This is a genomic window from Algoriphagus sp. SE2 (assembly GCF_039563885.1).
Taxonomy (GTDB): Bacteria; Bacteroidota; Bacteroidia; order Cytophagales; family Cyclobacteriaceae; genus Algoriphagus.
In genome coordinates this window covers 17,884-32,164 of the sequence record NZ_JBCLWJ010000018.1, presented here as the reverse complement: position 1 = coordinate 32,164, position 14,281 = coordinate 17,884, and the positions used below count along the sequence as shown (strand labels likewise).

The following is a 14,281-nucleotide window of genomic DNA, read 5'->3' as shown; positions in this document are numbered from 1 at the left end:
TATGGAAGAGAAAAAATCAACAACCAAGGATATCGAAAAAGTATTGAGAGAAATTGGTGATAAGATAGAAGAACTTGTTAAGAAAGGTTCCGAAGCAGGTTCCGAAGTAAAAGATGATATTGAAAAGAAAATTCAAGAGCTAAAAGAAAATAAGACTACACTTGAAGCTGAATTAAAAAAGGGGAAAGACCTACTTGAAAAAGAATTTAAAGAGAAAAAAGAGGAGTTGGAGCCAAAGTTAAAGGAGTCTAAAGGCTTCTTTAGGGAAGGGCTCAAACAATTTGGAATGGCCCTTAAAGCACTTTTTGGGAAGAAATAAAATAAACCCGGAAGTAGAATCTTCCGGGTTTATTTCTACTTACCTATCTTGGAGGGCATTACATCGATCATAAGCTGGATCAATATCAATGAATACATCTTCCTTGGCAGTAATAAACCATTCTGACAATAATTCATCTTCTTTCTTACGAAGTGTTGCAGCCTTCATTTTTTCGTAATCATCTTCGAGATTTGCACGGTGTGCAGGATACTTAGATTGATAATAAAGGATTCTTACTTTGGTTCCTTCCCTAGGGTCTTCAAATCTAATAGGCCTTGTAATCGTACCTACTTCCATACTATCTAAGGTAAAGTAAAGCACCGGATCCTCCAGTGTACGAAGTGTTAGCCTTTTCGAATTATTTGCCGGATCTACAAAGAATCCACCATTGTCGGAAGTACCTCTGTCATCCGAGTACTCTTTTGCTGCTTTTGCAAATTCAATTTTACCAGCCTGAATCTCTGTTTTTAAACTATCCAAATATCTTTCGGCTTTCTGCAAGTCCTCCTCAGAGGCCTTTGGAATCATCAAAATATGACGAGTGTTATATGTGCCTGTCCTTTTTTCAAGAAGTTGAATCAAATGAATTCCAAATGCAGTTTCCACAGGATCAGAAATTTCACCCTGTTTTAATTCCATTGCCGTAGCTTCAAATTCAGGGGCAAGTTCTCCACTTCTGAAAAAACCAAGATCACCACCCTGTGCTGCAGAACCTGGATCCTCAGAATAGGCTCTAGCTAAGTCAGCAAAGTCTGCTTTTCCATCTAATATGTCTTGCTTAAATTGACGTAGTTTTTTGAAGATATCCTCTTTAATCTGAGGATTTACGTCTGGTTTTTTGACAAGTTGACCTACCGTTACTTCAGCAGAAAAGAATGGAAGAGAATCACTAGGAATACTTTTAAAAAACTCCCTTACCTCAGCAGGAGATACACTAATACCTTCTGTAATTACACCTCTCATACGCTGAACGACCAACTGCTCTCTAATGACTTCTTCAATTTCAGACTTTAGTTGATCTGCTGTTTTTCCATATATTTCAGCAAGAGTTTCCTCATTTCCGCCAAATTGCTGCATGACCATGTTGAATCGCTGATCGGTTTGAAGCATTACTTCTGCATCAGTAACCATTACTGAATCTATTTCTGCTTTTGCGACCATTAATTTATTGACCATCAAGGTCTCAAATACCTCACATCTAGTAGGAGGAGTAACTCCTTGTTGTCCTTGCGCCAAAGCCTCCAAATAGGTCTTCTGGATGTCTGATTCCAAAAGGATATAATTATCTACTTTTGCGACAATTTTATCCAAAACCTGCCCAGTTGCAGTTGGATTTTCCTCCTGTGCTGCCAAAGATGAGAGCATTGAAAATGCCAGAAAAGTAAGTGTAAATCGGTTAAATATTTTCATTGGTATTCGTTCAAACCTTTTTTTCGGTTCAGTAAGTTTTCAGTCTTTATTATTGATTGAGAGATACAAAAGCTTCTTCTTTTGCTTTTGCATTGATTTCTATTGGATATTTTTCTCTAAGTTCTGCAATCAGCGATTTATCCAATTGCTCTTGGTAATCTTTGATCACCAGCCCCCTTGTTTCATTAAATCTTTTAGGACCTGCTGGAATTTTTTCACCCAATAGTACGATATGTAAATGTCCATTCGCTTCAATTTCCTGATAGCTTTCAGTCAATTCGGCCTGAGAAAGGATAGGGTGCTTTTTGTACTCTATCAAGCCATCTTCAGTTTGGTATGCAAGTGGTGTCTTAGTTTTATAATTAGTATTGAATACCTGAATCAAGTCTTGAGAAATAGTTTGACCCTTCAATTTGGTTCTTGCTCCTTCGAGTTGGTTGATATCAAGTACTTTCACTATGAATGCATTTACCCGATCATCCCATTGATAGTTTTGAATATTTTCCTCATAAAAGGCTCTCTGACCTAGTGAGTCTTGAATTCCTTTTTGCCAAACCTCTTGATTCATTAGAGAAAATAGTAAAATGCCATCATGGTATTCATTCAAAAGCATTTTATAATCTTTATTGTTAGTAAGGATATCAGCATCTTCAGCTTTATTCAAGATAGAAGCAGTAAATCGATCGTACCAAGCATCAAACATTGTTGTTTTAACTTTTATACTTAATTCTTCATCCTCTATAAATTTCACTAAGTCATCCATCGTATAAGTTATACCTTGAAGGGTAAATAACTCATCTTTATCTAACCCCTTTGCTGCAACTGCACCCGGAAGCTGAGATTTGGTGAAAGTTTTTAATTCATTTTCCAGATTTTTTACCGAAACTTCATTTTCGTCAAAGTTATATCTGGATTTTTGGATAGCCATTACTTGTGATTGAATCATGGTGGAGCGGGAATCTCTCATGATTTTTGACCGGATACTTTCTTCTAAATCTTCAAAAGAGTCAATGGATTTTTTATCTTCCAAGCGAAGAATATGGTATCCATATTTTGTACGAACTGGTGGTGAAACTTCCCCAATTTCCGTCAATGAAAATGCAGCCATTTCGAATTCAGGAATCATGGAGCCTACGCTAAACCAAGGTAGCAACCCTCCGTTTTGACTTGAAGATGGATCTTCTGAATAGTTCTTAACAATGTTTTCCCAGACTGTGCTTTCTTTTTGGATTTCGGTATAGATATCAGCGATTTTTCTTCTAGCCAAGTTTTCGCTGGTTGTATCATTCTCATCTATTCTTACCAAAATATGAGAGACCCTCACTTGACCTGGATTCGGTCTTTTATCAAGGACTTTAATAATATGATAGCCAAAATTTGTCATGACAGGGTCGGAAACCTCTCCAGGCTGTAATGAAAATGCAGCATCTTCAAAGGGTTGGACCATTTGCAAAGCTGTAAAGTAACCAAGATCTCCTTTGTTAACCTTTGCCGAGGGATCATCAGAATATTCGACTGCTAGCTCATTGATATCTGCTCCTGAATTTATTTTGTCTCTAATTTTCAAGGCCATTCTCAAGACGATCAGACTATCGTCTTTACTTGCATTTGGTGGAAATTCAAAAAGAATATGGCTTGCTCTGATTACCTCCTGCATTCTTGAGTAAGCTTTGCGAAGTTCGCCTTCTTCTAATGAATTCTTAATCAAATAAGGAGCTTTAAGATTTTCTTTAAATGATTCAAATTCATTGATGAACTCATCGGTTTTATCCAATCCAAGTTCTTCAGCATGCCGAACCTTAAGCTTATAATTGACAAATAGGTTTAGATTGTCTTCGAATTCCTCTCTGGACATTCCACTTGAAGAAGGAGCTGAATCCTGCCCCTTCGAAATGAGGTAGATTAATTCATCTTTTTCAATCGGTTTTCCCCCAATCGACAATAGCGTTTCATCCTGACTTACGGTTTGCATTAATGCTAACGCAGGAAAGGTGGACGCTATAATAAATAGTAGAGAAAGAAGATGTGCCGAAATTGTTCGGTTGTTCATGAACTGGTGCTTAATTTCAGTGCAATTTTACAAATTTATCAGATAATAAAGGGAAATGAATGTTAAGTCTGTGATTTAACAAGAATTAGGATCGAAACCACTTAATGAGTCTGCAGGTATTCTTTCCCTTTTTTGACTCAAATTCTATTTCGTCCATAATAGTCTTTACCAAAATGATGCCTAATCCTCCTTTTCGCTTTTCGCTGACAACTTTTTTTAAGTCAGGGACTTCATAATCGAGAAGATTGAAAGCTTTTCCTTTATCGGTTATTTCAAAAATTAATTTTTCGGGTGTTTCTTGAACTTCAAGTTTTATTTGATCTAAGCCATTGCAGTGATGGGAATGGATGATCAGGTTGGCGCAAACTTCTTCTACGGCTAAGGTCAGCTGATGCTGATCTTTATCAGATAAATTTAGTTCTCTCAGAGTCGTTTGGAGAAAACCTCTGAGATCTGCCAATGCAGTTGTATTGCAATATATTTTTAACTGATATTTCATTCCTAAACTTCTAGCGCTGCTTGCTTTGAGTCATAAATGGACATTAATTGATCTAATCCCAAAATCTTGAAAACTTCAAAAACGCGAGGAGAAAGAGAGAAAATTTTAAGGGTTATTTCTTCCTCTTGAAAATCTTCCAAATAGGACATAAAAACACCTAAACCGGCAGAGGAGATATATTCAAGCCCACTTCCATCTACCAAAATGGATTTTGAACCTGCATTTTTTAAATCCAACATTTTTTGATCCAGCATAACAGAGTTACTGGCATCTATCTCTCCTTTAATAATTAATAGATCGTGATTGTCTTCTTTTTGAGTTTCTATCGTAAGCATGTTTTATGCGGATTTCTTTATTGATCTGAAAATTTGACTACCATAATGGAATAATCATCATCGATTAGACCATCTCCTCCCACATAACTGTGTAAGGAATCGATAATTTTTGACTGGATTTCTTTGGGGCTTAATGTGTGGTATACTTCCAACAAAGTTCTAATTCTTTCAAATCCAAACTGCTGAGATTTCTCATTTTTTGCTTCAACAATACCATCTGTAAACATGACTAAAACATCTCCCGATGAATAAGAGAATGTTCTTTCCTCAACGTGATTTTCGTATTGCTTGTTTCTCAAAATCCCCAAACCAAGTCCATCAATCCCCAGATAATCTGATTTATTTTCATTTACCTGATGCATCAAGGTGGGAACATGGCCAGCTCTGGCATGACAAACTGTTTTTTCTTGTGTATTGATTAGAAATATGGACGCGGTGATAAAATGGTTCCTCTCAAGACAACGGCTTAAAGCGGCATTGGCTTTTATCATAAATTGGGCTGGGCTTAGATTCAGTTGAATGAGACTTTGAAAAATCCCCTTCATCTGTGACATATTGAACGCAGCGGAAGTACCTTTTCCTGAGACATCACCGATGATCATAACGAAACGTTCCTCATCAAGTTTAAAGGTATCATAATAATCTCCTCCTACTTCATCTGCAGCATTGGAAAAGGCTACTATATCGAAGGATTCATTATGATCAAGTTTGGTAGGTAGAAGAGATTTCTGAACTCGCTGTGCAATCTTAAGTTCCTCTTGGTATCGTTCATTTTGAATAGCTTGATTCAGAAGCCTATGGTTTTCCACAGCAATGCATGCCTGACGCACAAATGTACTGATGATATTCACCATTTCTTTATTAAAACCATCTCTTACCTCTTTTAAAAGAACCAACCTTCCTATTGCCAATTTGTTAATCACCAATGGAACTAACAAGATAGATTCGAAACGGGTATGATTGAGCTTAAGCGTAAGTGGATTTAGATTTTCGGGGCGATTGTTTAGAGCCCAATCCTGTGCTGCTTTTTGATTTTGGATCAGCTCACTAAGCTCTTCTCTGAGGGCAGTATCCAACCACCTTTCTTGAAGAACCCCCTTTGAACTTTCCAAATCTCCTAATTCCAACCATGCAGCGTCCGCATACGATGCACTCATACAAGAGTCGACAAGAATATCCAAAACTTGCTCTTCGCTTTCCTCAGGCTGGATTGATTGACTTAATCTCTGAAAATTAATTGCCTCTTTCAGCTTTTGTTCAAATACTGATGAAGTAGGAAGGTTAAAAAGCGTGACTAAAAAGCAAAAAACAGCATAGATGAAAATGAAACTAAAAAGAGAAATCAGGAATAGGTTATCCGTAAGATTTACTACATATAGGGTTCTGTCACTGTACTTTTGAACCTGATAAAACAGATAACCGCAACAGTTGATGATTATAAATAGAAAAAGAAGGGATTTCCATTTTTCTCTGAAAGTAAGGTAGGGAATCCATTTTAAGTTTGCTGAAAGAATGATCCCAAAACCGATTAATAGAACCAGACCAAATAAAAAGCTGTAATCAACCGTATTGTTATTCAAGAATACCAAAAACATCGCAGCGAGCATAGCTATTTCATATGCTTGCCATTGCTTGACTACCCGCTTACTTTTTTGATATAATATCAAATGTTTCCAAAGCAATGCGCTGGAAATCAAAAAAACTGAAATAAGTGCAAAGTTGACGTGATAGAAAAAATTATTTAGAAAGGGATCATTCGCTAGATTGCTATCTCCTAGTAAGGAATAGAACAAATTGATCATTAAAGACACAAAAACAGCTACAATTCCGGTAGAGGCAGCCCTCCAAATCAGATTGAGGAAATTGTTTTGACTGTTTTTACTGATTGAATAGTTATAAAAAAGATAGACGTTCAAGAAAAATAGAATTTCTAAAACCCATGTAAATTCTCTGGCTATTCCTGATTCAAGTTCATTCAATAAACCAAACAACCTGACCAAATCCACAAAAAGCAAAGACAACCAAACCAAAATGGCCAGGAGCATGCTGAGCTTTCCAATATGGATGGATGGTAATTTGATCATAGATTTCGTCCCACAATAATACTCAATGTGAAATAAATTAAGACCGGGACTAATGGCTTGATTACAAAATGGATGTTAAAAAAAGTAAACTTTACAGAGAAGAACTAATTTCTTTCAAAAACATACCAAATCCTCGATAATCCCCTTTCCAAACTTATTCTCAATCAAAGAAATCACTTTTCCTTTATTCATCAAGAGTTCTTTTTTGATTGGACCCGAAGTTAGTTTCACAAAAAGTTTCTTTTCTTTCACAAAGACAGAGGTGGTTCTGTCCGCAATGGTTTTTCCAACTATTTCAGGCCAAGATTGAACCAAACTTTTCTCCTGGAATTTATCCTCCAATCGATAAGCTTTTAACAAATCCTTAAATGCTGCCTCCAATGGGGCAACTTCTTTCTTTCTGCTTAAAGGATTTTTTTTATTCATCATGCTTTGGTTCAGGTAAAAAGTGCTGATGCAATGCTATCTGCAATAAGCTTTCCTTTTTTACTCAAAGATAACTTATTGTTATCCCATAATAGCCAACCCTCCTTATTCATTTGATCTAAAATGGATTTTTTTTTCTCTTTTAGATTAACATGATATTCTTTCTGGATCCTACTAAAATCGATTCCCCATATAGTTCTAAGTCCAGTTAAAATGTATTCGTTTAATAAATCTTCCTCATTTAGATCCTCCGCTTCATATGGGGATTTATTTTCATTTAGGGATTTGATATAGATGGAGTTATTTCTGGGATTTGCACCCCTGTTTTTGCCATCAAAAGAATGGGCACTTGGCCCGACACCTAAAAATGGGACTCCTTTCCAGTAATTTGTATTATGCAATGCAAATTGTTCTGGTTTGCCAAAATTTGAGATTTCATATTGAATATAACCCGTATCTTCCGTGGCTTTTTGTAAATACTCAAATTGCTCTGCCACGAAATCCTCATTTGGCGCCTCAAACTTCCCTTTTCGTACCCAAGTTCCCAAAGCGGTCTTTGGCTCAATAGTCAAAGCATAGCTCGAGATATGTCCGGGGTCCAATGATAAAGCTTCGTTCAAATCATTTTGCCAGATGGAATGGTCTTTATACGGGAAACCATAAATCAGATCTAAACTGAATTTATCAAATCCCATGTCCCTAGATTTCCCGATTGCTTCTCTAGATTCCTGTGCTGAGTGAGCCCGATTATAAAACTTTAAAACCTTCGAATTGAAGCTTTGTATTCCTAAACTCAAGCGATCTATGCCCAAGCTTTTCCAAGCACTTAAATTTTCTTTGCTTAGGTCATCCGGGTTTGATTCTAAAGTCAGCTCCTTCCAATCCGAATTATATTCTTTATGAATGATATCAAGAATTGATTCAATCATCTTTGGCTTTAGCAAAGAGGGAGTTCCGCCTCCAAAATAAACAGTTTCAATCCTCTCCCCATTTAGATAGTCTTTTCTCAAGATGAGTTCCACCTTTATTTTTTCAATCATTTCTTCCATGCTTTCCAAATTGGTGACGAAATGAAAATCACAATAATGGCAAGCTTGCTTGCAAAAGGGAATATGGATGTAGATGCCAGCCAAGGGAATTCTGTTATTTTGCGAATATAATCAATCCTGAAATCCTTTGAAGAGGTACTGTTCTATTCTGGTCATCCTGATATTCTTGATCTCAAATTATTCTTTGGGACAATCGCAGGTGTGGTTTCAGTGGAAAAGGTCTGATTCTTCCAAGTTAATGGATTGGAAACTATTTGTTGAGAAGTCAAAGATGCAGGAGGAATTAGATTCAATCTTAATTGAAGAAAATAATAAGGGTTACCTATCAGCATTTTGGGAGAAAGAATCAGAAAGGAATGATTCATTAGTTTACGAATTACATCTTGGGCAGAAATTTAGTCTTAGCAAAATAAAGACTGGGAATGTCCCTGAGGAATTAATTCAAAAGAAGCCCATTCCTGATTCCGGATTTATGGAATGGAATCAATGGACTTTAGATGTTTTAGAAGATCTAGAAAATAGGGGATACCCATTTGCTACCATTAAATTAGATAGCTTGGAGCGAAAGGGGGATCAGATTTTTGCTTCTATCGATTTAGTTGAAGGCCCCTTAATTACTTGGGATAGTGTACAAATTTTAGGAAATACAAAAACCTCACCTCGGTATGTACAGAATTTGGTTAGAATACAACCAGGAGAACCCTTTTCTCAAAATGATTTTGAAAGTGCAGGTCAAGTCCTAAATAGGTCTCCTTACTTTGGGTTATCTCAATCACCAGAGCTTAGTTTTCAGACAAAAAATGCCAGACCTATATTTTATTTAAGTGACAGAAATGTCAATGTGATAGATGGAGTAATAGGATTGCTTCCTAATGAAAATGAACCAGGAAAGGTATTGATTACTGGCCAGTTAGATTTAGAATTATATCATTTAGGAGGGAAAGGAAGGGATGTCGCTGTTCATTGGCAAAGGATGAATAAAGAGTCCCAGACTTTGGATATAAGCGCAAAGGAATCCTTTATATTCCGATCTCCCCTAAGCATCAGTATAGGTTTCAATTTATTGAAGCAAGACACTACTTTTCTAAATCGATTTTTTAGTCTTGATTTTGGTTATCAGCTTTCGAATTATTCTTCCATTCGATTTTTCACCAACAGAAAAGCGAGTGATTTGATTTCAACTTTTGCCTATAGAGAAATTGAAGAATTGCCTGATGTAGCTGATTCCCGATGGAATGTTTATGGGATTGGAATTGATATAAATTATTTAGACTACCCCATTTTCCCGCGCAAGGGAATGCGTCTGAAGTCGGAATTTGCTGCAGGAAACAAAAAAATTATTCAAAATACTGGAATCCCTGAATCAGTTTATCAAAATCTTGACTTGAATACGCCTCAGTTTACAGCGGAAATTGAAGTTGAAAAACATATTTTCCTGAAAAAATCTTGGGGGATGTGGTTAAGAGGAAATGCAGGTTTTATGCAAAATGAAAACTTATTATTAAATGATCTCTTCAGAGCAGGTGGTTTGAAAACATTTAGAGGGTTTAATGAAAACTTCTTTTTTGCTAAAACTTATGCCTATTTGAACATGGAACAACGATTGTTTTTTGGAGGTAATTCTTACTTAATGGTATTTTCTGATTTGGGTTTTTTTGAAAATCCTTATTATGAGATCAAAGAAGATTATCCGGTTTCTTTCGGTGCCGGAATAAATTTAGATACAGGTAATGGAGTTTTTAGGTTTATTTATGGATTAGGAAAATCTAATTTGCAACCTTTGTCTTTCTCTTATTCCAGAATTCATTTCGGCTACCTGGCTAGATTTTGAGTATGAAAATAACCTATTTCAAACTACTTACAGTTTTCTTGATTTTTGCCTCCTTTACAAATCTGGCTACTTCACAGGTATTACAAGATTACAATAAGGAATGGAGTAAAGGCACACAAGAGACTTGGATACGTCCTAACGACAGATTGGTCCTAAATCTAGATTTAAATACCTTCCCATTAGCTAATTTTTCATTTGAGTTTCCAGAAAAGTCGGTTGTTTTTATTGGTAAGAAACTCTGGGTTTATTCGGAAGGAGATACAACTTTTAACAAACCCATTTCTGAACTTTCAAAGGAATTTGGAGCGGGGGAAGTAGAATTAATAGTCTTCAAAAAAGGAATTGATTTGGGAGATGCTTCTGTAAAAAAAATTTTAAAAAAGACTTCATCGTCAGAAATACGCACGGATTCGAATGAGATTATTGGAAAAGAAAGAAAACATGACAGACAAGATTTAAGAGATTTCTTTTTTGTAGCGGTTTTTATTATTCTTCTAATCTTAGCATTATATAAACTAGCATATCCTTATTTGTTCATTGCGATGATTCGCCCGGAATCTTTGCTAACTGCTGAGGATTTTTCTGATTCTGGAAACCTACAGAAATTTTTTTCAGTAGACGTGCTATTTTATATTTTGATGGTGAATTTAATGACTTCACTTGTTGCTGTTTTAGGCTTATTCTTTTATAGACAAGAATGGCTAATAACCTGGATAGGAATAGATTTTAATTCACTCATGATATTATGGTTATTGGGAGCTTTTGCTTTTTTGATAATTACGGTTTTAAAATTTATTGGAATCAGAGTTGTTGCCTATTTATTTGATCTTGGGAAACTTGAATTTGCCCACTTCTTTTATCTATTAAGACTTGTAGTTTTGGCAATTGCAGGATTAGTATTAGTTATTGCATTTTTTTTAGTGAATGAATTTTCCTCTTCCAGAGAGGCTATAGGGCTCTCATTGTCAGTATTTTTCTGGCTTTATATAGCCGGCATAATAAGTTTATTCTTAATAATGATGAATAGATTGAGCTTTAAGAAATACCATTTATTTACTTACCTTTGCATCGCAGAATTAGTGCCTTTCTTAATCATGGCTAAGTGGGTCATGATTTTAGGTCAATAGATTTGAATGATCAAAGCATAATAAATAGTATGAGTGCAATTAGCAAAGACCGATTTATTCCTGTAAAAAGTATTCTTGTCTCACAACCAAAACCAGCGGGTGAAAACTCTCCTTATGTGCAGTTGGCAGAGAAGTATAATTTAAAGATTGATTTTAGACAATTTATCAAGGTAGAACCAGTTCCTCCTAAGGAGTTTAGGAAGCAAAAAATTGATATTTTAAAGCATACTGCTATAATTTTTACCAGCAGAAATGCGATTGATCATTTTTTTGCTATTTGCAAAGACTTTAAGATAGAGATGCCTGCAGAAATGAAATATTTTTGTATCTCTGACCAGACTGCTCATTACCTACAGAAATATATTGTGATCCGAAAGCGTAAATTATTTGTGGGTCAAAAAACTGCAGATGATTTATTCGATTATTTCAAAAAGCACAAATCTGAAAAATATTTATTCCCTTGTTCAGATATCCGAAAAGATGTAATTCCGGATTATATGGAGAAAAATGGGATAGCTTTTACAGAGGCTATTATTTATCATACTTTGGCTGCAGATTTATCTGATTTGGCAGATGTGAAATATGATATTCTTGCTTTCTTTAGTCCATCTGGGATAAAATCTTTGAAAGTAAATTTTCCAGACTTTGAGCAAGGCAAAACGAGAATTGCAGCATTTGGACCTACTACTGCCCAAGCTGTTCGTGAATTAGGGTTGATTTTGGATATTGAAGCACCTCTTCCGAATGCACCGAGTATGACAGGAGCATTAGAGCTTTATATCAAAAAGGCGAATAATTTGTAAAACTTAGAATCAATTTCTGTGGTTTTTCAGTTTAAATCATTACAATAGTTTTCAGATCAGAAAAAACCACGCTAAAATGAATCAAAGCGGCTACTGGAAGTACTTTTTTAAGAGCGTTATAATTTTCACCATAAGTGTAGGAAGTATTCCTGTATTGGCTCAGCAAGATGCCCAGTTTACACAGTACATGTATAATGGCATGTATTATAACCCTGCATTTGCCGGGAAAGATGGAGGCTTTAGGTTTTCTGCACTTCATAGAACTCAATGGGCAAATTACAGTACCTCCTCTGGACAAGGTGGTGCTCCGGTCAGCCAGTTACTAACTGCTCAAGGAAGGTTAGAATCCAAAAACATCGGATATGGACTGACCTTGATTAATGATAACATAGGAGCAAGTTCAAATCTGGAAGTTAATCTCCAAGGATCGTATCATAAAAAAATAAATCGAGCGAACTTAAGTTTCGGGGTTTCTTTGGGGATGTTTTCTAGTTCTTTAGATTATGGAGATCTGATAGTAGTCAACCCGGAGCCTAATCTTCCATCCTCTGGTAAAGAAAATCAGATTAATCTGAATTTTAGTGCAGGATTGTTATTTGATAGAGGTGACTATTATATAGGACTAAGTAGTCGTCATTTAAATGAGCCTAATTTTGATTTTGGCAATGAGTCTTACGCAAATCAGCTTAAAAATCACTCCTATTTATTAATGGGGTATCGGTTTCGGCCAATTGGACAATTGGCAATTGAACCTAGTTTTCTAATAAAGTCAGTTTCATTTAATAATTTTTCTTATGATGTTAGCGTTATTGCTACACATCAGAATAAGATCAGTGGAGGAATTGCCTTTAGAGGGGAAGAATCAGTTTCTTTAATACTTGGTTACAGTCTTTTAAGAGATAATTCCCTAAAATTAGGCTATGCTTTCGATTTGGTTATTGGTGGAGTGGAAGCGAAAGCCCCAACAAGCCATGAATTGATGTTAAGATATACCTTAGCAGATGTCAGTAGACAAATCGAAAGAGTAATCCAAAGGACACCAAGATTCAGATTCTGACAAAAAAATGGAAACTAAGAATTAAAATAAAGTTAATTGAACCATAAACTCTATTTTACCGTAGAACAGAAATTTGGCAAGTTATTTGTATTTGTTAGTCAAATTCAGCTAAATTTCGAGCTTGAGGCTATTTTAAAGTGGACATTATTTTGATGAACTCAAAAAAGTCATTTATGTATAAAAAAATGAAAACTCGCTTATTGCCAATTACTTTAGGCTTGGCATTGGCGACACTATTACCAAGTTGTGGGCTTTTTAATAAAAAAGGTACTGCAAGTGAAAAGGCAAATAGAAGAGGAGAAGTAACTGGGGTACCAAAAAGAGAAAGCTGGCAGCAAAACCTACCTATTGATATGGTTCCTGTCAAAGCAGGTACATTTTGGATGGGGCAATCTGATGAAGATATTGCTTATACCCAATCTTCCATGAATAAGCAGATTACCATCTCGGAATTTTTCATGGATAAATATGAAGTTTCAAATAATAAGTACCGTCAATTTTTGGAAGCTGTAAAAAATGGCCAGCTTGAAACAGGTACTCCAACAACTTTGAGAGAACCTCCAACTTTTAATTTAGATGAGTTAAAGCCTGATACCACTGTTTGGTCTACAAGCTTCTCCTATCATTACGGTGATCCGTTGATGGAATTTTATTTTGATCACCCTGCCTTTGATAATTACCCAGTTGTCGGTATTTCATGGGATCAAGCAAAACAATATTGTGAATGGAGAACCTATCACATGAGAGCTAATGATGAAACTGAGTTTGATATGACTCCATTTAGGCTACCCTCTGAAGCAGAATGGGAATATGCAGCAAAGGGAGGTAAAGATGTAGCTAAGTATCCTTGGGGAGGTCCTTATCTCAAAAATAAAAGAGGTTGCTTAATGGCAAACTTTAAGCCTGGAAGAGGTAATTATATAGATGATGGCTTCCCATATACAGCACCTGTAGATGTTTTTGCACCAAATGGATTTGGGTTATACAACATGTCAGGAAATGTTTCAGAATGGGTCCTTGATGCGTATGCAGCTACATCAAGCTCAATTACTTGGGATTTAAACCCGGTTTATGACGATCCTAATGAACCAAGAAAAGTAGTTAGAGGTGGTAGCTGGAAAGATATTGCACACTTCCTTGAAACAAGTACCAGAACTTATGAATACGAAGATGTGGCTCAAGCCCATATTGGATTCAGAACAGTAATGACATTTATTGGCAGATCAGGTTCTATGGACGTGAAATCTGCAAGAAGAAGAAAAAGATAATACTACACTTAGTAAAAATCCAA

General features: G+C 35.9%; 13 protein-coding genes. 6 read left to right on the top strand and 7 right to left on the bottom strand.

Annotation, left to right across the window (positions count from 1 at the left end; translation table 11 throughout):
- Nucleotide 1: 1 nt before the first annotated feature.
- On the top strand, nucleotides 2-319 hold the full coding sequence (locus tag AAGF08_RS17570) for a hypothetical protein (protein WP_343512656.1): 318 nt from the start codon (nucleotides 2-4) through the stop codon (nucleotides 317-319).
- 39 nt (nucleotides 320-358) lie between these two features.
- On the opposite strand, the gene AAGF08_RS17565 is transcribed toward AAGF08_RS17570, so the two are convergent.
- The 7 genes from AAGF08_RS17565 to hemW all read right to left on the bottom strand — a co-directional run bounded on the left by AAGF08_RS17565 (nucleotide 359) and on the right by hemW (nucleotide 8,235).
- Entirely contained in the window at nucleotides 359-1,729 is a 1,371-nt protein-coding gene (locus AAGF08_RS17565) for a peptidylprolyl isomerase (RefSeq protein ID WP_343512654.1), read from the bottom strand.
- A 49-nt stretch (nucleotides 1,730-1,778) separates the two neighbouring features.
- Nucleotides 1,779-3,779, bottom strand: a complete 2,001-nt coding sequence (locus tag AAGF08_RS17560; RefSeq protein WP_343512653.1) for a peptidylprolyl isomerase — start codon at nucleotides 3,777-3,779, stop codon at nucleotides 1,779-1,781.
- A gap of 85 nt (nucleotides 3,780-3,864) precedes the next feature.
- On the bottom strand, nucleotides 3,865-4,278 hold the full coding sequence (locus AAGF08_RS17555; RefSeq protein ID WP_343512651.1) for an ATP-binding protein: 414 nt from the start codon (nucleotides 4,276-4,278) through the stop codon (nucleotides 3,865-3,867).
- Nucleotides 4,279-4,280: 2 nt separating this feature from the next.
- On the bottom strand, nucleotides 4,281-4,613 hold the full coding sequence (locus AAGF08_RS17550; protein WP_343512649.1) for an STAS domain-containing protein: 333 nt from the start codon (nucleotides 4,611-4,613) through the stop codon (nucleotides 4,281-4,283).
- 17 nt (nucleotides 4,614-4,630) lie between these two features.
- The gene (locus tag AAGF08_RS17545) at nucleotides 4,631-6,697 is read right to left on the bottom strand and encodes a GAF domain-containing SpoIIE family protein phosphatase (protein WP_343512648.1); all 2,067 of its coding nucleotides are present in this window, start codon (nucleotides 6,695-6,697) and stop codon (nucleotides 4,631-4,633) included.
- Nucleotides 6,698-6,811: 114 nt separating this feature from the next.
- Nucleotides 6,812-7,126 (bottom strand): DUF721 domain-containing protein, encoded by a 315-nt coding sequence (locus AAGF08_RS17540; RefSeq protein ID WP_343512647.1) that lies wholly within the window; start codon nucleotides 7,124-7,126, stop codon nucleotides 6,812-6,814.
- A gap of 8 nt (nucleotides 7,127-7,134) precedes the next feature.
- Nucleotides 7,135-8,235 carry a radical SAM family heme chaperone HemW gene (hemW, locus tag AAGF08_RS17535; protein ID WP_343512723.1) on the bottom strand — a complete coding sequence of 367 codons (1,101 nt, stop codon included), beginning with the start codon at nucleotides 8,233-8,235 and terminating at the stop codon, nucleotides 7,135-7,137.
- A gap of 175 nt (nucleotides 8,236-8,410) precedes the next feature.
- Here hemW and AAGF08_RS17530 point away from each other — a divergent pair, with 175 nt between their 5' ends.
- From AAGF08_RS17530 to gldK, 5 genes are all read left to right on the top strand, one after another.
- On the top strand, nucleotides 8,411-10,003 hold the full coding sequence (locus AAGF08_RS17530) for a POTRA domain-containing protein (RefSeq protein ID WP_343512645.1): 1,593 nt from the start codon (nucleotides 8,411-8,413) through the stop codon (nucleotides 10,001-10,003).
- Between the two features lie 2 nt (nucleotides 10,004-10,005).
- Nucleotides 10,006-11,130, top strand: coding sequence for a DUF4271 domain-containing protein (locus AAGF08_RS17525; RefSeq protein ID WP_343512644.1), 1,125 nt, complete (start codon nucleotides 10,006-10,008; stop codon nucleotides 11,128-11,130).
- A gap of 29 nt (nucleotides 11,131-11,159) precedes the next feature.
- Nucleotides 11,160-11,933 carry a uroporphyrinogen-III synthase gene (locus tag AAGF08_RS17520; protein WP_343512643.1) on the top strand — a complete coding sequence of 258 codons (774 nt, stop codon included), beginning with the start codon at nucleotides 11,160-11,162 and terminating at the stop codon, nucleotides 11,931-11,933.
- Nucleotides 11,934-12,009: 76 nt separating this feature from the next.
- Nucleotides 12,010-12,990, top strand: coding sequence for a type IX secretion system membrane protein PorP/SprF (locus AAGF08_RS17515; protein WP_343512642.1), 981 nt, complete (start codon nucleotides 12,010-12,012; stop codon nucleotides 12,988-12,990).
- Between the two features lie 173 nt (nucleotides 12,991-13,163).
- Nucleotides 13,164-14,258, top strand: coding sequence for a gliding motility lipoprotein GldK (gene gldK / locus AAGF08_RS17510; RefSeq protein WP_343512641.1), 1,095 nt, complete (start codon nucleotides 13,164-13,166; stop codon nucleotides 14,256-14,258).
- Nucleotides 14,259-14,281 lie beyond the last annotated feature (23 nt).